The sequence below is a fragment of the Roseimicrobium sp. ORNL1 genome, from assembly GCF_011044495.1.
Classification (GTDB): domain Bacteria; phylum Verrucomicrobiota; class Verrucomicrobiia; order Verrucomicrobiales; family Verrucomicrobiaceae; genus Roseimicrobium.
The window spans coordinates 3,160,163-3,183,288 of sequence record NZ_CP049143.1; the positions used below are offsets into that span (position 1 = coordinate 3,160,163).

Sequence of the window (23,126 nt, forward strand, 5' to 3'; positions counted from 1 at the left end):
TAGCTGCTGGCTATTGCGCGCCAGTGGTGCTGGCCGCCTGCCGATTGCGATCAGGCAGATCAGGTGTGATGGGGAGCGGACGGCCCGCCAGCGGCACGATGCCGGGGGCGTTTTCCACAGGATCGGACTGTCCAAGCTTTTGCAGGTAGGAGATGAGGGCCACGAGCTGGCTTTCCTCGCTCAACTTTGGTGTCGCACCTGCTTTCACGAGATCCTCGCGAATCTGCACGGCTTGAGTGCGGGCAGCTTCCACGATTTCATTTGAGCTCATCGCAGGGTAGGGCACGCCCAGCTTCACCATCGTGGCTACCTTGTTGGGCAGCGCCTTCGTGTCCGTCTTCGCGTCGAACAGGAACGCGTAGTTCGGCATGTTCGAGTTCGCATTGATGCTCCGGGGATTGAGCATGTGATTGTAGTGCCAGATGTTCGGGTACTTCCCGCCTACGCGGGCGAGGTCCGGACCCGTGCGCTTGCTGCCCCACTGGAAGGGGAAGTCATAGATGCTTTCACCGAGGCGCGACGGGGCTCCGTAGCGCAGTACATCAGGCACCATGGTGCGGATCTGTTGCGAGTGGCAGTTGTAGCAGCCTTCGCTCACATAGATGTCGCGGCCGGCCAGTTCGAGCGGCGTGTAGAGCTTCTGCAGGCGGTCCTCCACGTTCTTCGCGCGGTTCACTGTGACCGTGGGAAGAATCTGCACCATGCCGCCGATGGCCACCGCGATCAGCGTGAGCACGGTGAAGGGCATGTAGTTCTCCAGCAGACGCTCGTACCACTGGGTCCAGGAGCCACCGCTCGCGCGGAAGCGCTGCGCGCCGATGTAGAAGAGGATGCCACCGCTGAGCAGCGCGCCCATGTTCGCGTAGTTTTCAAGGAAGAACCAACCCATCATGAGCACCAGGCCACCTGCAGTGAGAAGCACGGGATCGTTGTACCAGACTTCCTTCCACTTCATGCGGTCCTGCGCCGCGGTGCGCGTCACGAAGACTTCGCGAGTTTCATTCACCGGGTGGCCGGAGCGGATGGTGCGCCAGATGTTGTACACCATGAGCAGGTGACCCACGAGGAAGAGGGCACCGCCCAGTGTGCGCATCATCATGAGCGGCATGATGGCGTCCAGCGTGTCGAGGAATTGGGAATAGACCAGCTCCGTGCCGCCATTGCGCGTGGCATTGAGCATCAGTCCCTGCCTCACGCCGGAGATCCACATGGAGGCCACGTAGAAGAGAATGCCGATGAGACCGATCCAGAAGTGGTAGTTGGCGAGCTGCTTCGAGAAGAGCTTCGTGCCCCACAAACGCGGCGCCATCCAGTAGAACATGCCTGCCGCCATGAAGCCGTTCCATCCGAGCGCGCCGGCATGCACGTGGCCGATGGTCCAGTCGGAGTAGTGCGAGAGCGAATTCACCGCACGGATGGAAAGCAACGGTCCTTCGAACGTAGCCATGCCGTAGAAGGTGACGCCCGCGACGAAGAACTTGATCACCGGATCTGTGCGTACCTTGTCCCACGCACCGCGCAGGGTGAGCAGACCATTGAGCATGCCGCCCCAGGAAGGAGCCCACAGCATGAGGCTGAAAGTCATGCCCAGAAGCTGCAGCCAGTGGGGCAGGGAAGTATTCAGCAAATGGTGCGGCCCCGCCCAGATGTAGAGGAAGACCAGCGACCAGAAGTGTACAATCGACAACCGGTAGGAGTATACCGGGCGCTCCGCTGCCTTCGGCAGAAAGTAGTACATGATGCCGAGAATCGGAGTCGTGAGGAAGAAGGCGACCGCATTGTGCCCGTACCACCACTGCACCAGCGCATCCTGCACCCCGCCGAAGATGGGATAGCTGTGGGTCCACGAGGTGGGAATCGAAAGGTGATTGACGATATAGAGCATCGCCACCGTGACGATGGTCGCGATGTAGAACCAGATGGCGACGTAGAGCGAGGGCTCATTGCGCTTTGCCAGCGTCCAGAAGAAGTTGATGGCAAAGATGACCCACACCACGGCCACGGCGATGTTGATGGGCCAGATAAGTTCCGCGTATTCCTTGCTGCGGCTCAGTCCGAGTGGGAGCGTGATCGCCGCGGAGAGGATGATGAGCTGCCACCCCCAGAAGTGAATGGCGCCCAGCAAATCAGAAGCCACGCGCACCTTGCACAGGCGCTGCGTGGAGTAGTAGATGCCGGCGAACATCATGTTCCCGACGAAGGCGAAGATGACCGCATTCGTGTGCAGCGGACGCAGGCGGCCAAACGTGAGCCACGAGGTGTCGAAGTTCATCCTCCAGTGTGTGAGCTGGGAGGCGATGATGACCCCCACCAGCATGCCTACCGCACCCCAGATGATGGAAGCCAGCAGGAACTGGCGGGGCAGGCGATCGTTGAACTCAATGGTGGTCTTTCCACTGCCTGCGGAAATCGATGGGGAAGGCGCGGAGTCGGGGGAGGATCCGTTCGTAGAGTGCATGGATGCGGGGGATGAAATCAAGAGCCATGCCTGCCCGCCACGTGCGTCGTGGCTGCTCGACCAGGACGCACGGGCGGCAGGTCCTCCTCCAGTGGCATGAGTGCCTCCTGTTCACTGCCCAGTCCGCGACGATGGCGGCTGCCCAAAAACAGGACCACGAAGAACACTGCCAGCAGCACGCTTAAAAAGATGGTGATGGCGAGTGCTTCCATGGTGAAGGAGAAGGGTTTGTTTCGGTATTGCATCGTCACCCTCAACCAGCGGTATGCGCATCGCTTGGCGGATGTTGTGCTTCTCCGCACAGATCTTGTGAAATCGACAGATTTCCTTGCTGAATAGCGGGAATCACAACCCCTTCACAGCGGCACTTCTGCAGGTAAATGCGCAAGATCGGTGTGGCCTGGAGAGCCTGGTTGCAGATAGTGATGTTGTTCACGTAATATCTGCCGGAGAAAATATTCGCGCCATGCCAGCGACTGACACGGAAAGCAGCGACTCGAACCAAGAGGCTTCCACCTGGATGGAAGGCATGGCTGCCTTTCTCGCGCAGGACGATGAGATCCTCGCCATGCGTCTGGATCCCGCTGGTCAGACTATTTCTGTGGCTACGAAGGGCATCGTCAATGCCGCGAAGCTGAAAGACAAGCTCGATACGCTCATCCGGGAACTTGATGAGCAGTTCCTGTCGACCCGTCCGGCAGCACAGGGCGCCTCGGATGCCGCGCTGGTAATTGAGAGACCGCATGTCTCCTCCGCCGCGGAGCGGAAGGCCTGGACCTGGAGGCAGTTTGCCTGGCCCACGGTGCGTGATGCAGAGCTGGATCAAGCTTCTGAGTGGAAGCGCCTGGCCCTGCAAGCCGGTATGTGTCTGGTGCTGCTGCTGGCCGGCGTGATCTTGGAGCGGCACGAGCCCCTGAAGTGGCTGGCCATCGCCTGCTACACCGGCTCCATGATCGCCGGCGGCATCAATACAGCGGTGGAGACCTGGGCGAAGCTCAAGAACCTGCGCCTTGATATCGACTTCCTCATGCTCGCGGTGGCCCTCGCGGCATCGTCGATTGGCGCGTGGCGTGAGGGGGCTCTGCTGCTCTGTCTTTTCTCCACCTCCGGCGCCATCGAGCACTATGTGCTGCATCGCACACGCCGCGAGATTAGCGCGCTTACAAGAGCTGCACCGAAGGTGGCGCGGGTGATCGCTGCGGATGGCAGCCTGCAAATGCGTCCTGTGGAGTCTCTCGTAATTGGAGACCAATTGCGAGTGCTGCCGGATGAGTTGATTCCCGTCGACGGAACCTTGATTTCTGGAGAGACGGCGGTGGATGAATCCAATGTCACCGGTGAATCAGTGCCCATTGAGAAGGCCAGCGGAGATACGCTGTTGGGCGGAACGTTGAATCTCTGGGGCTCCATCGCCCTGCGTGTGGAAAAGGTGTCCGCCGAGAGCACGCTGCAGCGCATCATCGCGCTCATTGAGCAGGCGGAGCACCTGCGCGCGCCGAGCCAGCGCTTCACGGACAAGTTCGGCACCACCTACACGCTTTCTGCGATAGGGCTGACGATTGGCATGTTCTTCGTGTGGTGGCTGGTGGTGGGCATACAGCCGTTTGAGAATCTGCCTGGCACCACATCCGCCTTCTACCGCTCAATGACGTTGCTCGTGGTCATGTCTCCCTGTGCATTGGCCTTGAGTATTCCCTCCGCTATCCTCGCGGCGATTGCCTGGGGGGCGAGACACGGTCTGCTCTTCCGCGGTGGCGCCGCGGTCGAGAAGCTCGCTGAGGTGGATGTCATTTGCATGGATAAGACCGGCACGCTCACCGAGGGGGCCATGCGCGTGCGTCAGGTGGAGAGCTTCCCGGCCGGTCACGAGATTGAAGTCGCGCGCATCGCGGTCTCGCTGGACAGCCATTCCAATCATCCCATCTCACGCGCCATCAGTGAGTACGGCAGGCGGCACGAGCTGAAGCCGGAGACCGTGACGGATTTCCAGCGCATCTCAGGGATGGGATTGCGCGGGAAGATTCATGATGTGGTGTATTATGTCGGCAGGCGTGAACTGCTGAGCCAGCCCCAATTCCGCGAATGGCTGCAGAAGGTGCCGGACACACCGCTTGCCTTCTCCGAAGTCTGGGTTCTGGGACAGGGCGTGGTGGGGCGCATCTTGTTGGAGGACTCCATTCGTGAGGGCAGCCGCTCCGTGCTGAAGCGGCTGAAGGAACATGGTATCGAAACCATGATGCTCACCGGTGACCGCCGCGCCGCCGCGGAGAGCGTGGCCAAGGAGTTGGGGGTCGCCAGCGTGCGTGCCGGCCTGCACCCGGGCGATAAGGTGAACATCATTCAAGAACTCACATCAAAGGGACGGAAAGTTGCGATGGTGGGTGACGGTGTGAATGATGCGCCCAGCCTTGCCGCCGCGCATGTGAGTGTGGCCATGGGCGCGCGGGGCAGTGATGCCGCCATGGAGCAGAGTGACATCGTGCTCATGAACGACCGCATTGAGAAGCTGCTCACTGCCCTGGAACTGAGTCAGCGTGCGCGGCGCATCATCCGGCAGAATTTGGCCATTGCGCTCGGAGCCATCGCGCTGGCTTCACTGGCGTCCCTCGCATCGCTGCTGCCCCTGGCCTGGGGCGTGGTGGCGCATGAAGGGAGCACCCTCATTGTGTGCCTGAACAGCCTGCGGCTCATCTTCCACAAGGACACGGCGGCGAAGTGAAGCAACATGCCGTGGAAGCACGCAAGATGTGCACGGACCGCCACAAGGGAAGGCTGGCAGGCTGTGGCGAAATCCTCTATACTGGGAACGAATTCCTCATTGCCATGAATGCAACGAACGACATCGAATTCGACCCGAACACCTATGACATCGAAGACAGCGAGGATGTCATCAATCTGGCGAAGAGCATTGTGAACGGGCACTATCCAGGCATCCTCGGTACCATCGATGCCGAGGGAAAGCCGCAGATGCGCTGGATGTCCACCCTGGCCCTGGATGAGTTCCCCGTCTTCCAGACACTCACTTCACCGGGCAGCCGGAAGGTGCAGGAACTCAAGGAACATCCGGAGGTGAACTGGATGTTCTTCAACAAGGACCTCTCCCTCGTGGTGAATCTCAAGGGCAAGGCGAAGGTCATCTCGGATGGCCCGACACTGAAGCGCATCTGGCAGCGCATCGTGGACATGTCCCATGCTTATTTCCTGGAGCACTATCACAAGAAGCCCGGCTTCTGCGCGATCGAGACCACGGTCGAATCCGTCGAGATCCACTCACCGAAGCACAACGTGCACTTCACGCTCAAGCCATTTGAGATGGCGTGAGCGTGATGATCTGCAAGGCGTTCTACGAGCGCCTCGACTGGGGCGGGCGCGGCATGCGGCCCGGTGGCACCCGGTTCAAGGTGGCTCCGGGAATGCTGTTCATGGAGAACCATGAGGCAAGAGGGCGTGCCAGCAGCGGTGAGAACAACGCTGCCCGCATGAAGGCATCCCTGAAAACGGCCTTTGCGCCTCCTCGCAAGGTCCCGAGCTTCATCCCCCATGCTGCCCGCCGGGTGGCGATACGGGCAGCGCGTGAGCGAATGCGATCATAGGCCTGAGACCAGGCAGCAGTTCTCGATGGATCGTCCTGCATGGCTGGTATGGCCACACTCAGGAACTCCGCGTCCGCGAATCCTGTGTTCATTCCCTGGCCTCCGATGGGACTCATGACATGCGCAGCATCTCCGCAAAGGAAGATGCGTCCGTCGACGAATGTGTCGCATTTCATCCAGCGTGGACTGAAGGCAAACGCTGGAGGCAGTGCTTCGTCGGGTGTCCCCAGTGAAATGCCGGTGCGGTGCAGCACGGTCTGCACAATGGTCGTCCCATCCGCGCTGGTGGAGGCAAGGCGATCCGGCACCTGAATGACCCAGCGCCTCCTGCCTTCGGGAAGAGGGAAGGACTCGACGGCTCCATCCGCCGTGAAGAACAGGCGGGCCTCATTTCCCAAACCACTGGAGTCCTTGAAGTCCGCCATCACGAAGTGGCAGCCATATCTCCCTTCATGAGCGCGAATGCGTAGCCGGTTTCTCGTGGAGCCACGACTTCCATCGCAGGCGATCACGTGTCCTGCCGTCATGATGGTGGGTGTTTCCCGGTTGCGCACTTCTACTTGAACACCGGAACTGTCTTGAGAGAGGATCTTCGCTTCACTTCCTCTGACGATGGTCGCATGGGGATAGCGTTCGAGATTCGTGCGCAGGAGTTCCATGGTGTGGGATTGTGGCACACTCAGTACGAACTTGTGTGTGCCGGGTAGGAGGGTGAAGTCGCAGACACCGAGTGTGCCGTAGTGGCCATCCACCTTCACTTGTGCAATGGGAACTCCCAAGGCGATGAGTGACTCCGCGAGATTCAGCCGGCCAAAGATTTCGAGGGAGGGTGGGGTGATGCCAATGGCTTGCGATGGACATGACACGTCGGCCTGCTGCTCGATGATCAGAACCTGTGTGCCACGCGCCGCGAGGAGATTCGCCAGCAGCAGTCCTACAGGACCGGCACCGATGATGACCACATCGTGATTCACGTTTTCACTTCTCGCGGTAGGAGCCTCCTTGCGCCGTCGTGGTAGACGGGGCAACCAGTAGGGCACGCGCTCCTGGTAGCGGACGAAGGCGTCTCCGTAGTATCTGGCATAGCGCTTCTCCTTCAGCACCGGCGCTGCGATACAGTAGCCAGTCCAAAGCAGTGCGGCCAGAAGATGATCCAGCGTCCAGACTGGAGCCGTCCACAGGATGAGAGCGAATGAGAGGTAGATGGGCTGCCGTACAAGCCGGAAGGTTCCCGACCTAGCGAAGGGTTTGTATACCACCGCCTCATTGCGCCACACGCTGCGCCACCCCAGCGATCCGGTCTGCACATCCATGCCGGCATCATGCATCGACTTTGCCAGCAGCAGCCATGACGCTGCATAGAAAACATCCAGCAGATGCAGAAGCCAGCCTGTTGGCGCAGACCACAGCACATGTGAAGGAGACCACCAGAGGAACACCAGCAGGAGTTGCAGCGATGAGATGGTCGCAAAAAGGGTGGTGGACAGCGCCTTCCCCAGAGAGAAAGGCGCCAGTCTGGCCAACCACTTGCGACCACGCTCTCCGAGCAGCAGGCTGTGCCCAGCGGCGAACTGGGAGAGGAGCGCGAGGTTTCCCAGTACTCCCTTCCATCCTGAAAGGGTGCTCCATCCCGTTGTTAAGCCGGAACGGAGCGCCACGAACATCGTTGAGACCGCGATGATGAACAGTCCGTGGCACAGCATCCCATAGCCAAGCGCGGTCCACCGCTGCAGCGTGGTGTAGGGCGGAGAGGTGGGCCATCGCGTCGCTGGCCCTGAAGTTCCCTCCATCGACTTTGATGTGTCAGCCATGCAACGTAGAATCGTGAAGGGTTTGCAAGGCCGTGAGTTCGATGGCGCGCTGCTTGGGACTGCATCCCACCCGCTGGAGCAGTGCCACCTCCACGGTGAGTCCCGGGCCAAAGGCCATGGCACACGTGGGTCCAGTCGTGGGGGCGCGCGTCTCCAGGAGGTCCTTCAACACAAAGAGCACTGTCGCGCTGCTCATGTTGCCATGGTTCTTCAACACGCGGCGGGAGCTCGCCAGCGCGGTGTTTGGCAGGTTCAGTCCCTGCTCCACCTTGTCGAGAATGGCGCGTCCACCGGGATGCACGGCCCACTCGGTGATCTCTTCGGGAGAGTGATCATGCTTGCCCAGTACTCGCGTCATGAGCGTTTGCATTTCTGCGCCGAGTATCTCCGGCACATAGCTGCTGAGCTTGATCTCGAAGCCGTGATTCCCAATGTCCCACGCCATGTGAGCTGCGCCTGAGGGCACCAACTCCGAAGTGAAGCCATCCAATCGATAAGCGGGTGTCTCTGCAGCCGGAGGACGCGCACTGATGATGGCCGCTGCAGCCCCATCCGCGAAAAGCGAATTGGCGAGCATCACATCCGGCTTGTCTTCCAGTTGGAGATGGAGCGTGCACAGCTCCAGGCACACGACCAGCACTACGGCATCTTCACGAGCCGCGCAGAACTGCGCAGCCATGCGCAACGCCGGGAAGGCGGCATAGCAGCCCATGAATCCCAGGGTGTAGCGCTCCACACCGGGATTCAGCCCGAGCGCCTCCACCAGATGCAGTTCTGGCCCTGGATTCACGAATCCGGTGCAGGTGACATAGATGACATGCGTGATGTCGCTGGCCTTGTACCCACTGCCCTCGAGTGCACGTCTGGCTACTTGCTCGGACATCTCACGCGAGGCTTTGGCATAGCGGGCATTCCGCTCTGCCGTACCGGGGTTCCCCGGATAGCCTTTCTCGTTTGGTTGGAAGAGGCCGTTGCCGCCGGTCTCAAAGAATGTCTCCAGCACGCTGTACCGGGTCTCAATCCCGGAACGTCTGTACAGAGCACTCAGCAGGCGCCGGTGCCGTTCATCGGAGGTCCATCCCATCATGCGCTCACGGATGGTATCCTGCTGATACGAGAAGGGCGCCGCCAGGGTCGCGATGTGGTGAATGTATGCGCTCATCTGTGGCTTAGGCGTTGACTTTCTCCAGCGTGACCTTGGCGTGGACCTTCACCACGTCCCCTACACGGATGACCAGCATGACGGACGGCACCTTGATGCCGTACGCCTTCATCGAGACATCGAAGTCCAGTTCGAACGACGCGCTGTCTCCTTGCTGCTTCCAGTTCGAGATGGTCCCTGTGGCAGACTGTGTTTTCCCAAGAATAGTCAGCTTGAAGGGGAGCACCTGAGGCGAAGTGCCGGTGCCGGAAATGAGCTGGGAGAACTGCGTGTCGAACTCACCGGTCACCAGTGGGAAGTCCACGGCACGCATGGCCTTGCGCATGTTCTCGTCGCGCTTGGGTTCCTTGGTGTCCATTTCCACGGTCTTCACCTCTACCTTGGCTGTGATGGACGACGGTTTGTCGGCGTCCGTCATCCCAACGGTGGTGATGAAGGGCTGGGCCTTTACGGTACCTGACCAGTCGTGAAGGGTTGAAGTGCCGGCAAATGTAATGGAGGCAGAGGCTTTCCACTGGGTGGTGGAGCTCTGCGCGGAGGCATGCGTCTCCAGCCCAAGCAGGACTGCAAGTGACGCAAGAAGGGCGAAAGGGATTCTCATGATGATGATGAAAAAGATGTAGAAGTGAAATGCTGATGAACAGAAGTGGGCGCGGCCGTCCGCATGACGTGCCAACGCAATTGCGTCCCATGGCCGTGTATTCGTCACGGCCTGGAGTGGGCGTGGATCACGAGCCTGCTGCCCTTACGGAAAGAGCATCATACGTGACCGGAATTCTGTTCAAAGCAGATGCACGCAGCGGGCGAGCCGTGCTTCTTCTGCGGTGGCCATCCCTTCATGGGGAGGGCTTCTTCCTGTCAGCCGCATGAGCCGCACCACCGTTGGCGCTGGCCGATACTCCCATGCGTGCAGCATCTCCCACTGACAATTTTTCACGTCCGGTATCTCCGAGACGACAGCGGCGAGGGATTCGTCTGTAGTGCGGTCAGGGCGCTCGTCGCAATGGCAGGGAATCTCCGGGCCCTGCGGGAGAGGTGCTTTTACCTGGCATGGGCCAGGATGCTCCTGCCTGACAAATGTTCCGTGATGATGGTGATGATGCGGAACATGAATGCCGAGCGGCTCCAGCAACTGGCAAAGGCACCCCGGCAGGATGAGCTGCAAGGATGCCCAGACACAGAGGATGGATTTTAGCCAGGTCACAAAGACACGACGAGCGGAAGACCGATTCTGTGACCTCGAGATTTGCTTGGCGTTGAATGATTTTTTGCAATGCTAACTGGTCTCAATAGCAAGTTGGCGGAGACGTGACCTTCGCCGCCAGACAGGCTGAACGACGAAGGTCTTTTAATGGGAGTGCCGACCTTAAGGAACGGCGGGTGTCGCAGGCTTCGCCGGGCGATTGAGCACGGCATCGCGAGTGCTGCCGACAATGGCCATGGCCTGTTCGATCAGTTGTGGATCGACCTTCAGTTCGGTGAGGGTTGCCAGCAGGTTCTCGGCAATGGCATCGAAGTGCGAGTCATTGAGTCCGCCGAGGCTTTCATGAGCGCTGCGGAGATCCTTGCCCGCGTACGGAATGGGACCACCGAGCGCAGCGGAGAGGAATTCCTTCTGCTTCCGCTTCTGCTTGTTCATGTTGATGTCCTCGAAGAAGTGGTTCACGCGCTTGTCCGCCAGCACCTTCACATAGAAGAGTTCCACGGCTGCATCGATGGCCGTCTTGCCGCCGAGCTTTTGGTACAGGCTGTTGGCACGATCATCGGAGAACTTCTGCTTGGCGGTCTCGTCGGCGAAGGCATAGCTGTTGCCTTCGTACACGAGCGTGATGGCGGGGTTCGCAGCTTTGCCAGTGACAGGGCAGGTGGGGGCGGTGGATTCGGCGCCTTTGCTGGTGTCCGCAGCAGTGGCGGCAAGAGAGCAGAAGGCGAGACTGAGGACCAGGATGGTTCTTTTCATGGGTGGTAGCGTGTGAGCAGTGTGTGTTTGTGTTTCTTTTTCGGTTTGTCTGGGGGTATAAGCGTCCCTCCCACCGAGGAGGTGGATTGGGGCGCAAAGGGGGCAGCCGCTTTTCTTCCTCAAGCGGGCTGTTCGGCCCGGTACTTCGCGTAGCGGGCGCGTTGCTCCGGTGTCAGGCGGGCAGGATCGAAGCGTGGATCGGGCACACCATTGATGCGGCTGAACAGAACGTTCGCCATGTCCTGCGCGCAGTTCTTGATGTGATCCGCATTGGGACCGCTGAAAAGGCTGTCCACCGTTTGGCGGAAGAGCAGCAGCCAACGGTCAAACTGGGTGCGGCCCATCTCGGTCTGTGGCACCAGCTTCGCATGCGCGGCAACCGGATTGCCGGTGAATCCGCCCGTGCGGAAGAGCACCGTCTCCCAGAAGGCATACATGCGCGGCAGGTGGGTTTCCCAGTTGGTTCTGGCGACTTCGTCGAAGATAAAACCCAGGAGTTCATCCTTCCGCACGACCTCGTAGAAGGCATTCACAAGCCTCTCGATATCGGGGCGACCTTGCAGGTCGGGGAGTTGGGGGTTGGCAATGTTCATTGAAATGGGTATTATAAATACCTAATTGGAAAACAAATCTTTCACTCCACAATGGGAATGCATCGTTTCTGATTCTGATCTCACCTGATGAAGCTCACCTACCGCACCGACTATGCTCTCCGCGTCCTCATCTATTTGATGAAGCGACCGGGAGAGAAGGCCACCACACGCGAGATGGCGGCGTTCTACGGTGTCTCGTTGAATCATCTCACGAAGGTGGCCAAGACGCTGACCCGCGCGGGCTGGCTGAAGACGGAACGCGGAGCGAGTGGGGGATTGATGCTGGCGCCACACACGCCGGATACGAAACTGGGCGAAATCGTACGCCTCACCGAGACGGCAGATGTCGTGGAGTGCTTCACACCTGCGACGAATACCTGCCCCATTTCCGCGAAATGCGATTTGAAGCCCATCCTCTACAAGGCCCAAAGTGCCTTCTACTCCGTGCTCGATGCGCACACGGTGCGTGATCTGGCGATGACATCGAAGTAGGTTCATCAAAAAGGGGGGCTGTTCTGCACCCCCAAGCTCGCATCCGGAGCTGCGGGGCACTCGGCATCTCTTGGGATTCGCCGGTGAAATCTTGGCGCGGCTCCCGTGAACCAGCTGCGCCTGAGCTGCGCGCGCTCCAAGAAACGCGCAATACATCCCAATGGATGCCGAGAGGTTTCGTCCCACTCGTGGGATCATGAAAGTGTCTTCCCAGCACACACCTTCGATTCACTCCTTCATCCCTCAGACTCCAACTCGAACCCACTACTCCCATGAAAGTTCTCTGCGGTACCGATTTCTCCGAGCCTGCCAAAGCCGCCGCAGAAGTGGCGGCGTACATGGCGGCGAAGCTCAAACTTCCCCTGAAGCTGGTGCACTGCGTCGCAGACTGGCTCGCGCCTACGGAGTATCCGGTCGACGACACGCTCCAGACTCACGGCCAGGATTTGTTGGATGCGGAGGCTGACCGAATCTGCTCTCCTGGACAGAGGGTGGAGACCACGGTCATGCATGGCAGTGCCGACCATCATCTCACTTCCGAGGGAAATCACGACACCGCAATGGTGGTGGTGGGCGCCACGGGCAAGGGCATGGCCACGCGACTGTTGATGGGCAGTGTCGCTGAGCATGTGGCGGAGACCGTGAGTTCGCCCACGCTTGTCGTACGTCGTCCGGAGCCGTTGCTGGAGTGGCTGCAGAACGGCAAATCACTGAAGGTGCTTTGCGCGTCGGACATCAGCGAGTCTGAGCAGGCCATTTCCAGTGCGCTGGCAAGGTTGCTCATCCTCGGCCCCATCGATCTCGAGTGTGCCCACCTCGTCCAGACAGATGCCTTCATCTTGGAGAGCGAGTCATGGGCCGCTGAACCGTCGGACCTTCTTGCCCCCACGGCTGCAGAAGTGGCCAAGATTCAGGAGAAGGTGAAGGAACGCTTCTACCTTACAGTCGGTAAAATGCCGCAGGCTGTGCATGTGCGGGTCTCATTGGGGAATCCCGCCTATGACCTTGTCTCCTTGGCTCACGAAACGAAAGCCGACCTGATCGTGGTGGGTTCGCACCACAAGCATGGGCTGCAACGTCTGCGGCATCCTTCCTTCTCCCGGCGAGTGCTCGCCCACACGGACACGAATGTCCTGTGTGTGTACCTGGGCACCGCGGACCTCGAGCCGCGGGTTTCCGTTACGCTTCGAAAAGAGGGGTATAAGGCGGAAGTCTCGGCCACAGCGTAGTCGTGCGTCCTGCAAGGATGATGCGCGCTCGCAATGACGCAGGACGCGCATCGCATCGCAAGATCCGCAGTGCCCCCTATTCCCACATGGGGTATCCTAGGATCATGAAAATCGCGCACAGTACAGCACCCGTGGTTGCTGAGCCTGGCTCGCGTGTCAGCAGGATTCTCGCACCCACGGATTTCTCGCCTTTCTCCCTGGCCGCCGTGGACGCCACAGTCGCTCTGGTGATGGCCAGCCCCGGTTCAACCGTCACTTTGTTACACGTGGTGGATCCCAAGGACGAACCCACTGCGGAACATGGAACAGCGCATCGTGGCACGAACCTGCCCAGCCGCATCAATCATGCGGACCGGATGATGAAGCAGCTGCGCACCAAATACGGTGCACATGATGGCGACACGCTTGAAACGAGAGTCATGACTGGAGATGCCGCCCGCAGCATCTGTGAGATGGCCCGGAACGAGAGCTTTGACCTCATTGTGACGTCCAGCCATGGACACATGGGCCTGGCACGCACGCTCATTGGCAGCGTGGCTGAGCAGGTGGTGCAGCATGCGCCCTGTCCTGTTCTCGTGACAAAGGCCTTTGCGAATTCAGATGGCGTGCCCACGCTGAGGACGCCCGTGTTCAAGTTCAAGCGCATCGTGGTAGGTTATGACCACCGGGCCGGTGCCCGACATGCGCTGAACATGGCCCGTGCCTTGAGCAACCAGGAAGGCAGCCATGTCACTCTAGTGCATGTCCTGGAGCCTGCGCCTGCCTTTGTACTTTGCCCTGCGGAAAAGAAAGCTTGTTCTGATCGCCTCCATAAAGCTCTTGAAAAACTGGATGAGGTGCGCACGACCAAGCTACCGCTCAGCCATGATTGGGACCTGCGTGTCGAGGTGGGAGAGCCCTGGGACGTGATTGTGAAACTCGCGAAGGAGAAGGACAGCGATCTGGTCATCGTAGGGCCGCACGAGCACACCCGCTGGGGACATTCGTACGTGGGCAGCACTGCGCAGTGGGTGGTGCGCCAGGCATGGTGCCCGGTGCTGGTAGTGAAGTGAAGCGTCAGGAGCGCTCGCACAGGCGAGCAGAATGGGGAGAGGCGAATGCCCAAAAGAATTGACATGACCGACATGGAACAATTACTGAGATGTCAGGCACGGGACGGTGACTTGCGGCTTCTAACTGCAAGTCACTTTCGACTCGGTGCCGCATTAAGTTCCATGTCTTCCGAAGCTTCCAATTCAGAAGGATTGCCCACCTCCGGTGGTCCCGGCACCCCGCCGGTGCAGCCTGCCTATGAAGAACTGTTGGAGAGGCTGGGGGAGTTGCACGACCTCAAGGCCGCGCTGGATGCGCATTCCATTGTCGCCATCACGGATCCTGAGGGTGATATCACCTATGTGAACGACAAGTTCTGCCAGATCTCCATGTACAGCCGTGAGGAGCTGCTGGGGCGCAATCACCGGATTATCAATTCCGGCCACCATCCGCGTGAGTTCTTCACCGGCATGTGGCGCACTATCTCGAAGGGCAAGGTATGGCGGGGTGAGATCAAGAATCGCGCGAAGGACGGCAGCTACTACTGGGTGGATACGACCATCTTCCCCTTCCTCGACAAGGCAGGGCAGCCCGTGCAGTACATCGCCATTCGCACCGACATCAGCGTGCGGAAGAAGTACGAGGAGCAACTCGCCCAGATGGCGCGCACGCTCGCGGAAAAGAACAAGGAACTGGAGGCCATCGTCTACGTCGCCTCGCACGACTTGCGCTCGCCGCTGGTGAACATCCAGGGATTCAGCAAGGAACTCTCCCGAGCCTGCAAGCTGTTGGAGACACGACTTGCCGGAAATGAGGCGGAGAAGCTTCCCGGTGTGGAAGAAGCGCTCAAGGAAGACATTCCGGAAGCGCTCAGCTTCATTCTCTCCAGCGTGGGCAAGATGGAAGCGCTTCTCGCCGGCTTCCTCAGATTCTCACGCATGGGGCGCGTGGCCCTCACCATCGTGCGGCTCGATATGAACCGTCTCATGTCCGAGATTATGGACACGATGGAATACCAGTTCCAGCAGGCGGGAGCCACCGTGCGGGTCAGTGACTTGCCGCCCTGCATGGGCGATGCCGTGCAGATCAATCAGGTATTCTCCAACTTGATCGACAACGCTGTGAAATACCGCAGCCCGGGCCGGCCATGCAGCGTTACCATCAGTGCCCGGCGTGAAGATGGTCGCTCCATTTACTGCGTGGAGGACAATGGCATCGGCATTGATACGGCCCACCAGTCGAAGGTGTTTGAAATCTTCCACCGCCTGGACCCTTCCCATGGACACGGTGAAGGGCTCGGGCTGACCATCGCGCTGCGCATTCTGGAGCGGCATGAGGGAAGAATCTGGCTGGAGTCTGAGGCGGGCAAAGGCAGCCGCTTCTTTGTTTCACTCCCGGCTCCTTCAACGCCCGCTTGATCTGCGAGTCTTCACGTGTTGCCTTCATGAACTTGAAGCAGGAAGTTACCATTCTCATTGTCGATGATGATCCCGGTCATGCCCGGCTCATCGAAAAAAATCTGCGCCGCGCCGCTCTGGCGAATCCCATCGAGCGTTTCTCAGACGGGCAGGAGGTGCTGGATTTCCTCTTCTGCAAAACAGAAAGGCAGCGGCCCGCGGAGGCAGCTTATCTGCTGCTGCTGGATATCCGCATGCCCAAGGTGGATGGCGTGGAAGTCTTGCGGCAGATCAAGGAGGACACGGAGTTGCGGAAGATTCCCGTGATCATGCTCACCACTACGGATGATCCTCGGGAGGTTTCGCGTTGTCACGCCCTGGGTTGCAGTCACTACCTGGTGAAGCCGGTGGACTACGAGAAATTCTCCGAGACCATCGCGAGCCTGGGGCACTTTGTGACCATGGTCGAAGTGCCCGAAGTCAACGTCCAGCCCAGCCCTTCTGGAGCATGAGCGAGGAAGCATCCACCACAGCACCGTCTCAGACCATCTTTGTCGTCGATGATGATGAAGGACTCACGAGATTGATCGCACGATCACTTCGCCGTGAGGGCTACCATGCGGAGACCGCCACCTCGGGAAAGGATGCCATGGCATGGCTTGCAGAGCATGAAGCCAGTCTCATGCTGCTGGACTTGAAACTTGCCGATCTCAATGCGACCGAACTCGTGGAGCGTCTGAAAGGTAGAGGACGACTCGTGCCCTTTGTCATCATCACGGGGCAGGGAGACGAGAGAGTGGCGGTCGATATGATGAAACGCGGCGCATTGGATTACATTGTGAAGGACGGGCAGTTTCTGGAACTCGTGCCGACCGTCGTGCATCGTTCGCTGGCGCAGGTGGATCGCGAAAGGCGGCTGGTGGCTGCTGAGGAGGAACGCAAGCGACTGGAGCGTGAGGTGCTGGAGATCAGCGAACGTGAGCAGCGCCGCATCGGACACGATCTTCACGATGGCCTGGGGCAGACGCTCGCCGGCGTGGACGTGCTGCTCGAAGTGCTGAAGAAGCGCCTTGCCTCAAATTCACCGGGCGATGCCGACGCGGTAGCCTCCATTTCGTCCTATGTGAAGGAAGCCATCCAACAGACCAGAATGCTGGCGCGTGGCCTGTCCCCAGTCGAAGTGGAGAGGAAGGGCCTCATGTCCGCACTGAAGGCGCTGGCGGAGCATGCCGGTCTCCTCTTCAAGGTGAGCTGCAGCTTCGAATGTGATGATGCCGTGGAGGTGCAGGATCACGCCAAGGCCACGCACCTCTATCGCATCGCCCAGGAAGCGATGCACAATGCGGTGCGGCATGGAAAAGCGAAGCACATCGATATCATCCTCACGCAGGAGGGACCCAAGGCCACGCTACGCGTCGTGAGCGACGGCACCGAAGGAACTCCCGTCCCCGAGATTAGCGGCAATGGCATGGGCCTCTATACCATGAAGTACCGCGCCGGCATGATCGGTGGGTCGGTGGAGATCCGTCCTGCGAAGCCCCACGGCACGGAAGTGGTATGTACCTTTCCGAATGGGTGAGTCCTCTGCCTGCGGTCAGCGGTAGTTGACTTCCAGCCCGGCCCTTGTCCAGCGTGGCCGGACTTGGCCTGCTCGGCGCGCCTCCGGCACTGACGGTTGTTGCCCCACATTGCTTTCTCCTCGAATGCCCTCGTTCGAAAGGAGTAGAAGGAAATCATCCCAGCGGCTCGTGGCAAAGATTGTCACATGCCCACATGGAAATGCCTTGTAAAATGCATGACGCGCGGTGATTTACCACACGGCACGGCGCGGAATGTGCGCGCACCAGCCGGTGCATTCGACGGAGCAGGAAGGCAAGGAGACTCGAGTCAGCAAACCCAACCAAAAGCGACTACACATGAGCACGATCACCACCAAAGACGGTACGCAGATTTATTACAAGGACTGGGGCAGCGGGCAGCCCATCGTATTCAGCCACGGCTGGCCCCTCAGCGCAGATGCGTGGGAGGCACAGATGTTTTTCCTGGCATCAAACGGCTTCCGTTGCATCGGCCATGACCGCCGTGGGCACGGACGCTCCAGCCAGCCGTGGGATGGTAACCACATGGACCAGTACGCCGATGACCTGGCGGAGCTCTTTGAAAAACTGGACCTGAAGAACGTGATCATGATCGGCCACTCTACGGGTGGTGGCGAAGTGGCTCGCTACATTGGCCGTCACGGCACGAGCCGCGTGGCGAAGGCGGTGCTCATGGGTGCCGTGCCCCCCATCATGCTCAAGACAGAGGCCAATCCCGGTGGATTGCCCATTGAGGTGTTCGATGGATTCCGCTCCGCGTATCTCGCGGATCGCGCGCAGTTCTTCCTGGATGTGGCGAGCGGCCCCTTCTTCGGCTTCAACCGCCCAGGCGCCAAGGTCTCACAAGGACTTATCCAGTCGTGGTGGACGCAGGGCATGCAGTCAGGGCACAAGAATGCCTATGACTGCATCAAGGCCTTCTCCGAAACGGATTTCACCGAGGACCTGAAGAAGTTCGATGTGCCCACGCTCATCATCCATGGCGATGATGACCAGATCGTGCCCATCGGCGCGTCCGCGATGATTTCTTCCAAGCTGGTGAAAGGCGCCCAGCTCAAGGTCTATCCCGGCGGATCCCACAGCCTCGGTGACACAGCTAAGGAGCAGCTCAATCAGGACCTGCTGGCCTTTGCCCGATCCTAAATTAGCACTCCACTATTACCCAGCACTTCAGCACTCAGCGATTCGAAGCATTCAGGTATGAAACTCAGCGGAAAAGTTGCCGTCGTCACCGGAGCGTCCAAGGGGATTGGCGCCGCCATCGCCAAGAAACTTGCGGCGGAGGGAGCGGCGGTGGTCGTGAACTACGCGACCAGTCGTGAAGGAGCGGACAAGGTGGTGCAGGAAATCAAGGCCACCGGAGGGCAAGCTATCGCGGTCCAGGCCGATGTGGCGAAGCAGGCGGACGTCGTCCGCCTATTCGCCGAGGGCCAGGCCGCGTTCGGCCAGCTGGATATCCTGGTGAACAATGCCGGCCTCTATCGCGGAGCGCCGGTCGGTGAGATCACCGAGGAGAACTTCCACGTTCACTTCAATCTGAATGTGCTTGGTCTCATCTTCGCCACGCAGGAGGCGCTGAAGTACATCGGACCCGAGGGCGGCAGCATCGTCAATGTGAGCTCCGTGCTCAGCACGCTCTCTTCCCCCGGCACGCCGGTGTACAATGCCACCAAGTCCGCGGTCGATGGACTCACACGCACCTTTGCCAAGGAACTCGCGGCAAAGAAGATTCGTGTGAACTCTGTGAATCCCGGCCTGGTGGAGACGGAGGGCATCCACGCCGCAGGCATCATCGACTACGCCGCAACCGTGGCGGCGATGACTCCCCTGGGTCGCATCGGCCAGCCGGGCGACATCGCTCCCGTGGTGGCATTCCTCGCGTCAGCAGACTCCGGGTGGATCACCGGAGAGTGCCTCTATGCCACAGGCGGCCTGAGATAGATGCGAAAATCATCTAGCCAGCCTTCAGCGTGCTCCTGCTGAGGTGCTGGCCTTTTTTGTGCTTCACCTGAAACCACCCTCATCACATTCCTCATGTCCACACTCGGCATCATCCATACCATCATCGGTGTCATTGCAGTCATCGCCGGCATCATCGCCCTCGTACGTGATCACCGGATCACTTCAAAGAACGCGACAGGACAGGTGTACCTGTGGACCACTGTCCTTACCTGCCTCACGGGGTTCGGCATTTTCCACCAGGGAGGCTTCAACGTGGCGCACGTCCTGGGCATCATCACCCTCGTGGTGCTCGGCATCGCCTGGATGGCTGAGAACAAGGGATGGTTCGGTGGGAAGGCAAAAATGGTGGAGACCCTCGGCTACACCCTGACGCTCTTCTTCCACTTCGTTCCCGGCATCACGGAAACGTCCACCCGCCTGCCTGTGGGTGCGCCGTTCATCACCAGCAGGGAGAGCCCGGTGCTGCAGGGCATCATCGGCACGGTGTTCCTCATCTTCATCGTCATCATGGTCGTGCAAGCACTCGCCCTTCGCAAAAGTGGGCGCTCGGCGTAGTGGTGGAACAGGCCCCGGTGGTGTACCATGGCGTCGTAATGAAGGCCATGGTCCTCCGCAATGCGCGGCATCCTCTTGAGCTTCTTGAGGTGCCCATACCAGTGCCATCCGAAAGGCAGGTACTGGTGAAGGTATTGGCCTGCGCCGTCTGCCGTACGGATCTGCACGTGGTCGATGGCGACCTGCCTCATCCCAAACCTTTCCTCATTCCCGGACACGAGATTGTGGGAGAGGTCGTCACGGTGGGCTCGGAGGTGGCAACTCTCAAAGATGGCGATCGCGTGGGCATCCCCTGGCTGGGATGGACCTGTGGGATCTGCGAGTACTGCCTCACCGGTCATGAGAACCTTTGCGATACCGCCCGGTTCACCGGCTACACGCTCGACGGTGGCTATGCCGAGTATACCGTGGCAGATGCGCGCTTCTGCTTCTCGATTTCAAAGGACATGGATCCGGTTTCTGCTGCACCCTTGCTGTGCGCGGGTCTCATCGGCTACCGGTCGCTGGTGAAAGCGGGCGAGGGACGCAGGCTGGGGCTCTACGGTTTTGGAGCGGCGGCACACATCATCATCCAGGTGGCGCGTCATCAGGGTCGTGAGATCTGTGCGTTCACTCGTGCGGGCGATGTCATGGCACAGGACTTTGCGAGGAGTCTTGGGGCCGTGTGGGCTGGCTCATCGACAGATGCTCCTCCGTTCCCGCTCGATGCCGCCATTATCTTCGCTCCAGCGGGAGAGCTTGTGCCCCTGGCCTTGCGCCATCTGCGCAAGGGTGGGGTAGTGGTGTGCGGAGGCATTCACATGAGCGACATCCCCTCATTCCCGTATGCTGATCTCTGGGGGGAACGCAGCATCGTCTCCGTGGCCAATCTCACCCGGCAGGACGGTCTTGAGTTTCTCGCGCTGGCGCCTGCCGTTCCTGTGCTTACCGAGACCCGCGCCTTCCCGCTTGAATCTGCCAATGAAGCCCTCGCGGATTTGCGCGAGGGCAGGCTTCATGGTGCAGCCGTGCTGGTGCCGTGAGGAGTTACGGCTGGGCGAGCGGCCACCTGTACATGGGATTTGTTGATTGCGGCAATCCAAGCTCCGGCACCCACACACTCACGGGGACGAACTCGAAGCCTCGTTCCCTCAGCCGGTCTATCACCGTGGGCAGTGCCTGCACAGTCTCAGGGTAACCCACATGCATGAGCACGATGGCACCTTGGAGGTTTGCATCGCTCAGGCCCAGAATCCTGCCTTCAATGAAGGCTGCGGATTTCCGCGGTTCGATCGAGTCGAGGGTATCGATGCTCCATCGCACGCCGTAGAAGCCCTCCTTTTCCATGATGCGTAGCACACGCTCATTCGTTTCGCCAAAAGGCGCACGGGCGAGGTGATGATATTGCGCGCCGAACCATCCCACGAATCGATCATCCGTGCGGAGCAATTCCAACCGGATGTCCGCATCTTCGAGCTTGGTCAGGTCCTTGTGCGCCCATGTGTGATTACCGATGAAATGACCCTTCGCCACAATCGCTCTCGCTAGGGTCAGATTTTCACACGCCCATCTTCCCGTGAGGAAAAAGGTCGCGGTGATGCCCTCGCGTTCCAGCACGCGGAGCAGGTCGTTCAGGCCATCGGCTTCGGCACCGGCGTCAAAGGTCAGTGCAACCTGGCGCAAATGGCGCGGTCCGCGTTCCAACTCCGGGCGCGGCGCGGGTGTCGGGATCTGTTTCGGTGTCGGCAGCGGTGCTGGTAATGTCCGCACGACCGTGTCGACTTTTGGGGTGGTCTTTTCACGTTGGGGAACCAGCATCTGGTATCCGGCGACCAGAAGGATTGCCGCCACCGAGCAGGCACCCCACTTTCGAATGTTCAGTTTCATGGCCCGTTCCTCCCTTGATGTTTTGGGTTGGATTGGTGAACGACCCAAGGTCGCCGGGAGAGTGCCTTTACGCTCTCCACATCTTGCCCGTCGCCGTTCGTTTCCTGTCGTTGCCCGGCAGTTGCGCTTTGCGCCGCATCGGCTATGTCCGCGCGCAGATGCCCGAGACCTCAACCCGCCTCACCGCCTTTTCCGAATCCGTCATCCGCGGCATGACCCGGATGGCCAATCAACACAACGCCATCAACCTCTCCCAGGGTTTCCCTGACTTTGGGCCCCCGGAGGAACTGCTGCTCGCCCTGGAGCGCGCCACGAGGGGCAATTTTCACCAGTACTCGGTCACCTGGGGCTCGCCACGATTCCGCACGGCGCTCGCTGCCAAGATCTCGCGCTTTACCGGACTGGCCCTCGATCCGGATGAGCATCTGGTCGTAACCTGCGGCAGCACCGAAGCCATGATGGTCGCGATGATGACCGCCTGCAATCCGGGGGACAAGGTCATCGTCTTCTCGCCTTTCTACGAGAACTATGCGGCCGATGCCATTCTCTCGGGAGCCCAGCCGATCTTCGTGCCGTTGCAACCACCTGACCTTGGCATCTCGATGGAAGCGCTTGCAAAGGCCTTTGAGCAAAAGCCCAAGGCCATCATCGTGTGTAATCCTTCCAACCCCACTGGCAAGGTCTTCACCCGCGAGGAACTTTTGCAGATTCTGCGCCTGGCGGAAGAACACGATGCCTTCGTGATCACGGATGAACCGTATGAGCACATCGTGTATGCCGGACATGAGCATATTCCCTTTGCGGCTCTTCCTGGCGCGTTTGATCGGACCATCACCTGCAACTCTCTGTCCAAGACCTACTCCATCACCGGTTGGCGCCTTGGCTATGTTCAGGCGAGCGGCGCGGTGATTCGCCAGGCGAGAAAGGTGCATGACTTTCTGACCGTGGGTGCGGCAGCGCCCCTGCAGGAGGCAGCCATTGCAGGGCTGGAACTTCCCGACAGCTATTATGAAGGACTGAGAGAACTCTACAGCCGGAAGCGGCAGGTGTTCCTGGAGCTCCTGCGTGAGACGGGGCTGAGCTACACCGAGCCGCAAGGCGCGTATTATGTGATGCTGGATGTCAGCGCGCTTGGATTTGAGAACGACACTGCCGCAGCGGAGTGGCTGGTGAAGGATGCGGGTGTGGCCGGAGTGCCGGGCTCAAGTTTCTTCCGCGAGCCGAGCGGTCAGATGGTCCGCTTTCACTTCGCGAAAAGTGAAGACGTATTGTGCGAAGCAGGCGGTCGACTTGCTGAGGGTATTGCCCGCCGATTGGGGTAATCACCCAGCGAATGCATTGCCGAATAAATTTCGAATCGTTTTAGTGCGGGCATAAAAATACCAGTTCATGTAAAAAAACTTCCGGAAAAAAAAGAA

21 protein-coding genes are annotated in these 23,126 nt (G+C 59.6%); 13 read left to right on the forward strand and 8 right to left on the reverse strand.

Annotated features, from left to right (window positions below; all coding sequences use genetic code 11):
• Nucleotides 1-10 precede the first annotated feature (10 nt).
• Both ccoN and G5S37_RS12700 read right to left on the reverse strand, forming a co-directional pair.
• Nucleotides 11-2,458 carry a cytochrome-c oxidase, cbb3-type subunit I gene (gene ccoN, locus G5S37_RS12695; protein ID WP_165204450.1) on the reverse strand — a complete coding sequence of 816 codons (2,448 nt, stop codon included), beginning with the start codon at nt 2,456-2,458 and terminating at the stop codon, nt 11-13.
• 17 nt (nt 2,459-2,475) lie between these two features.
• Nucleotides 2,476-2,703: a hypothetical protein gene (locus G5S37_RS12700; protein WP_165204452.1), complete on the reverse strand. Its 228-nt coding sequence runs from the start codon at nt 2,701-2,703 to the stop codon at nt 2,476-2,478.
• Between the two features lie 221 nt (nt 2,704-2,924).
• Here G5S37_RS12700 and G5S37_RS12705 point away from each other — a divergent pair, with 221 nt between their 5' ends.
• Nucleotides 2,925-5,177, forward strand: coding sequence for a cation-translocating P-type ATPase (locus G5S37_RS12705; RefSeq protein ID WP_206026424.1), 2,253 nt, complete (start codon nt 2,925-2,927; stop codon nt 5,175-5,177).
• Nucleotides 5,174-5,779 (forward strand): pyridoxamine 5'-phosphate oxidase family protein, encoded by a 606-nt coding sequence (locus G5S37_RS12710; protein WP_206026425.1) that lies wholly within the window; start codon nt 5,174-5,176, stop codon nt 5,777-5,779. Before G5S37_RS12705 ends, G5S37_RS12710 begins: the two co-directional genes overlap by 4 nt.
• 22 nt (nt 5,780-5,801) lie before the next feature.
• On the opposite strand, the gene G5S37_RS12715 is transcribed toward G5S37_RS12710, so the two are convergent.
• The 5 genes from G5S37_RS12715 to G5S37_RS12735 form a co-directional block, all read right to left on the reverse strand.
• Entirely contained in the window at nt 5,802-7,862 is a 2,061-nt protein-coding gene (locus tag G5S37_RS12715) for an FAD-dependent monooxygenase (protein ID WP_165204454.1), read from the reverse strand.
• Entirely contained in the window at nt 7,855-9,024 is a 1,170-nt protein-coding gene (locus G5S37_RS12720; RefSeq protein WP_165204456.1) for a type III polyketide synthase, read from the reverse strand. The genes G5S37_RS12715 and G5S37_RS12720 overlap by 8 nt, the downstream gene beginning before the upstream one ends.
• Before the next feature lie 7 nt (nt 9,025-9,031).
• On the reverse strand, nt 9,032-9,625 hold the full coding sequence (locus G5S37_RS12725) for a YceI family protein (RefSeq protein ID WP_165204458.1): 594 nt from the start codon (nt 9,623-9,625) through the stop codon (nt 9,032-9,034).
• A gap of 765 nt (nt 9,626-10,390) precedes the next feature.
• Nucleotides 10,391-10,984, reverse strand: a complete 594-nt coding sequence (locus G5S37_RS12730; protein WP_165204460.1) for a group 1 truncated hemoglobin — start codon at nt 10,982-10,984, stop codon at nt 10,391-10,393.
• A gap of 119 nt (nt 10,985-11,103) precedes the next feature.
• A complete protein-coding gene (locus tag G5S37_RS12735) occupies nt 11,104-11,577 on the reverse strand; it encodes a group III truncated hemoglobin (protein WP_165204462.1) in 474 nt (157 codons plus the stop codon).
• A gap of 87 nt (nt 11,578-11,664) precedes the next feature.
• Here G5S37_RS12735 and G5S37_RS12740 point away from each other — a divergent pair, with 87 nt between their 5' ends.
• From G5S37_RS12740 to G5S37_RS12785, 10 genes are all read left to right on the forward strand, one after another.
• Nucleotides 11,665-12,069: an Rrf2 family transcriptional regulator gene (locus tag G5S37_RS12740; RefSeq protein ID WP_165204464.1), complete on the forward strand. Its 405-nt coding sequence runs from the start codon at nt 11,665-11,667 to the stop codon at nt 12,067-12,069.
• A 272-nt stretch (nt 12,070-12,341) separates the two neighbouring features.
• Nucleotides 12,342-13,298 carry a universal stress protein gene (locus G5S37_RS12745; RefSeq protein WP_165204466.1) on the forward strand — a complete coding sequence of 319 codons (957 nt, stop codon included), beginning with the start codon at nt 12,342-12,344 and terminating at the stop codon, nt 13,296-13,298.
• A gap of 104 nt (nt 13,299-13,402) precedes the next feature.
• Nucleotides 13,403-14,350: a universal stress protein gene (locus G5S37_RS12750; protein ID WP_165204468.1), complete on the forward strand. Its 948-nt coding sequence runs from the start codon at nt 13,403-13,405 to the stop codon at nt 14,348-14,350.
• A 162-nt stretch (nt 14,351-14,512) separates the two neighbouring features.
• Entirely contained in the window at nt 14,513-15,748 is a 1,236-nt protein-coding gene (locus tag G5S37_RS12755) for an ATP-binding protein (protein WP_165204470.1), read from the forward strand.
• A 26-nt stretch (nt 15,749-15,774) separates the two neighbouring features.
• Nucleotides 15,775-16,239 (forward strand): response regulator, encoded by a 465-nt coding sequence (locus tag G5S37_RS12760; protein ID WP_165204472.1) that lies wholly within the window; start codon nt 15,775-15,777, stop codon nt 16,237-16,239.
• Nucleotides 16,236-17,306, forward strand: coding sequence for a response regulator (locus G5S37_RS12765; protein ID WP_165204474.1), 1,071 nt, complete (start codon nt 16,236-16,238; stop codon nt 17,304-17,306). The genes G5S37_RS12760 and G5S37_RS12765 overlap by 4 nt, the downstream gene beginning before the upstream one ends.
• A gap of 337 nt (nt 17,307-17,643) precedes the next feature.
• A complete protein-coding gene (locus G5S37_RS12770; RefSeq protein WP_165204476.1) occupies nt 17,644-18,468 on the forward strand; it encodes an alpha/beta hydrolase in 825 nt (274 codons plus the stop codon).
• 57 nt (nt 18,469-18,525) lie between these two features.
• Nucleotides 18,526-19,266, forward strand: a complete 741-nt coding sequence (locus tag G5S37_RS12775) for a glucose 1-dehydrogenase (protein ID WP_165204478.1) — start codon at nt 18,526-18,528, stop codon at nt 19,264-19,266.
• A 93-nt stretch (nt 19,267-19,359) separates the two neighbouring features.
• Nucleotides 19,360-19,842: a hypothetical protein gene (locus G5S37_RS12780; protein ID WP_165204480.1), complete on the forward strand. Its 483-nt coding sequence runs from the start codon at nt 19,360-19,362 to the stop codon at nt 19,840-19,842.
• 38 nt (nt 19,843-19,880) lie between these two features.
• Nucleotides 19,881-20,864, forward strand: coding sequence for a zinc-dependent alcohol dehydrogenase family protein (locus G5S37_RS12785; protein WP_165211568.1), 984 nt, complete (start codon nt 19,881-19,883; stop codon nt 20,862-20,864).
• A gap of 4 nt (nt 20,865-20,868) precedes the next feature.
• On the opposite strand, the gene G5S37_RS12790 is transcribed toward G5S37_RS12785, so the two are convergent.
• The gene (locus G5S37_RS12790; RefSeq protein WP_165204482.1) at nt 20,869-21,708 is read right to left on the reverse strand and encodes a polysaccharide deacetylase family protein; all 840 of its coding nucleotides are present in this window, start codon (nt 21,706-21,708) and stop codon (nt 20,869-20,871) included.
• 158 nt (nt 21,709-21,866) lie between these two features.
• Here G5S37_RS12790 and G5S37_RS12795 point away from each other — a divergent pair, with 158 nt between their 5' ends.
• A complete protein-coding gene (locus tag G5S37_RS12795; RefSeq protein ID WP_165211571.1) occupies nt 21,867-23,030 on the forward strand; it encodes a pyridoxal phosphate-dependent aminotransferase in 1,164 nt (387 codons plus the stop codon).
• The last annotated feature ends 96 nt before the right edge of the window (nt 23,031-23,126 follow it).

What these genes read in the sequence shown, in the direction of transcription:
- ccoN (WP_165204450.1), bottom strand. Translation starts at nt 2,458, where the DNA reads ATGCACTCTACGAACGGATCCTCCCCCGACTCCGCGCCTTCCCCATCG.
- G5S37_RS12700 (WP_165204452.1), bottom strand. Translation starts at nt 2,703, where the DNA reads ATGCAATACCGAAACAAACCCTTCTCCTTCACCATGGAAGCACTCGCC.
- G5S37_RS12705 (WP_206026424.1), top strand. Translation starts at nt 2,925, where the DNA reads ATGCCAGCGACTGACACGGAAAGCAGCGACTCGAACCAAGAGGCTTCC.
- G5S37_RS12715 (WP_165204454.1), bottom strand. Translation starts at nt 7,862, where the DNA reads ATGGCTGACACATCAAAGTCGATGGAGGGAACTTCAGGGCCAGCGACG.
- G5S37_RS12720 (WP_165204456.1), bottom strand. Translation starts at nt 9,024, where the DNA reads ATGAGCGCATACATTCACCACATCGCGACCCTGGCGGCGCCCTTCTCG.
- G5S37_RS12725 (WP_165204458.1), bottom strand. Translation starts at nt 9,625, where the DNA reads ATGAGAATCCCTTTCGCCCTTCTTGCGTCACTTGCAGTCCTGCTTGGG.
- G5S37_RS12730 (WP_165204460.1), bottom strand. Translation starts at nt 10,984, where the DNA reads ATGAAAAGAACCATCCTGGTCCTCAGTCTCGCCTTCTGCTCTCTTGCC.
- G5S37_RS12735 (WP_165204462.1), bottom strand. Translation starts at nt 11,577, where the DNA reads ATGAACATTGCCAACCCCCAACTCCCCGACCTGCAAGGTCGCCCCGAT.
- G5S37_RS12740 (WP_165204464.1), top strand. Translation starts at nt 11,665, where the DNA reads ATGAAGCTCACCTACCGCACCGACTATGCTCTCCGCGTCCTCATCTAT.
- G5S37_RS12745 (WP_165204466.1), top strand. Translation starts at nt 12,342, where the DNA reads ATGAAAGTTCTCTGCGGTACCGATTTCTCCGAGCCTGCCAAAGCCGCC.
- G5S37_RS12750 (WP_165204468.1), top strand. Translation starts at nt 13,403, where the DNA reads ATGAAAATCGCGCACAGTACAGCACCCGTGGTTGCTGAGCCTGGCTCG.
- G5S37_RS12755 (WP_165204470.1), top strand. Translation starts at nt 14,513, where the DNA reads ATGTCTTCCGAAGCTTCCAATTCAGAAGGATTGCCCACCTCCGGTGGT.
- G5S37_RS12760 (WP_165204472.1), top strand. Translation starts at nt 15,775, where the DNA reads ATGAACTTGAAGCAGGAAGTTACCATTCTCATTGTCGATGATGATCCC.
- G5S37_RS12765 (WP_165204474.1), top strand. Translation starts at nt 16,236, where the DNA reads ATGAGCGAGGAAGCATCCACCACAGCACCGTCTCAGACCATCTTTGTC.
- G5S37_RS12770 (WP_165204476.1), top strand. Translation starts at nt 17,644, where the DNA reads ATGAGCACGATCACCACCAAAGACGGTACGCAGATTTATTACAAGGAC.
- G5S37_RS12775 (WP_165204478.1), top strand. Translation starts at nt 18,526, where the DNA reads ATGAAACTCAGCGGAAAAGTTGCCGTCGTCACCGGAGCGTCCAAGGGG.
- G5S37_RS12780 (WP_165204480.1), top strand. Translation starts at nt 19,360, where the DNA reads ATGTCCACACTCGGCATCATCCATACCATCATCGGTGTCATTGCAGTC.
- G5S37_RS12785 (WP_165211568.1), top strand. Translation starts at nt 19,881, where the DNA reads ATGAAGGCCATGGTCCTCCGCAATGCGCGGCATCCTCTTGAGCTTCTT.
- G5S37_RS12790 (WP_165204482.1), bottom strand. Translation starts at nt 21,708, where the DNA reads ATGAAACTGAACATTCGAAAGTGGGGTGCCTGCTCGGTGGCGGCAATC.
- G5S37_RS12795 (WP_165211571.1), top strand. Translation starts at nt 21,867, where the DNA reads ATGCCCGAGACCTCAACCCGCCTCACCGCCTTTTCCGAATCCGTCATC.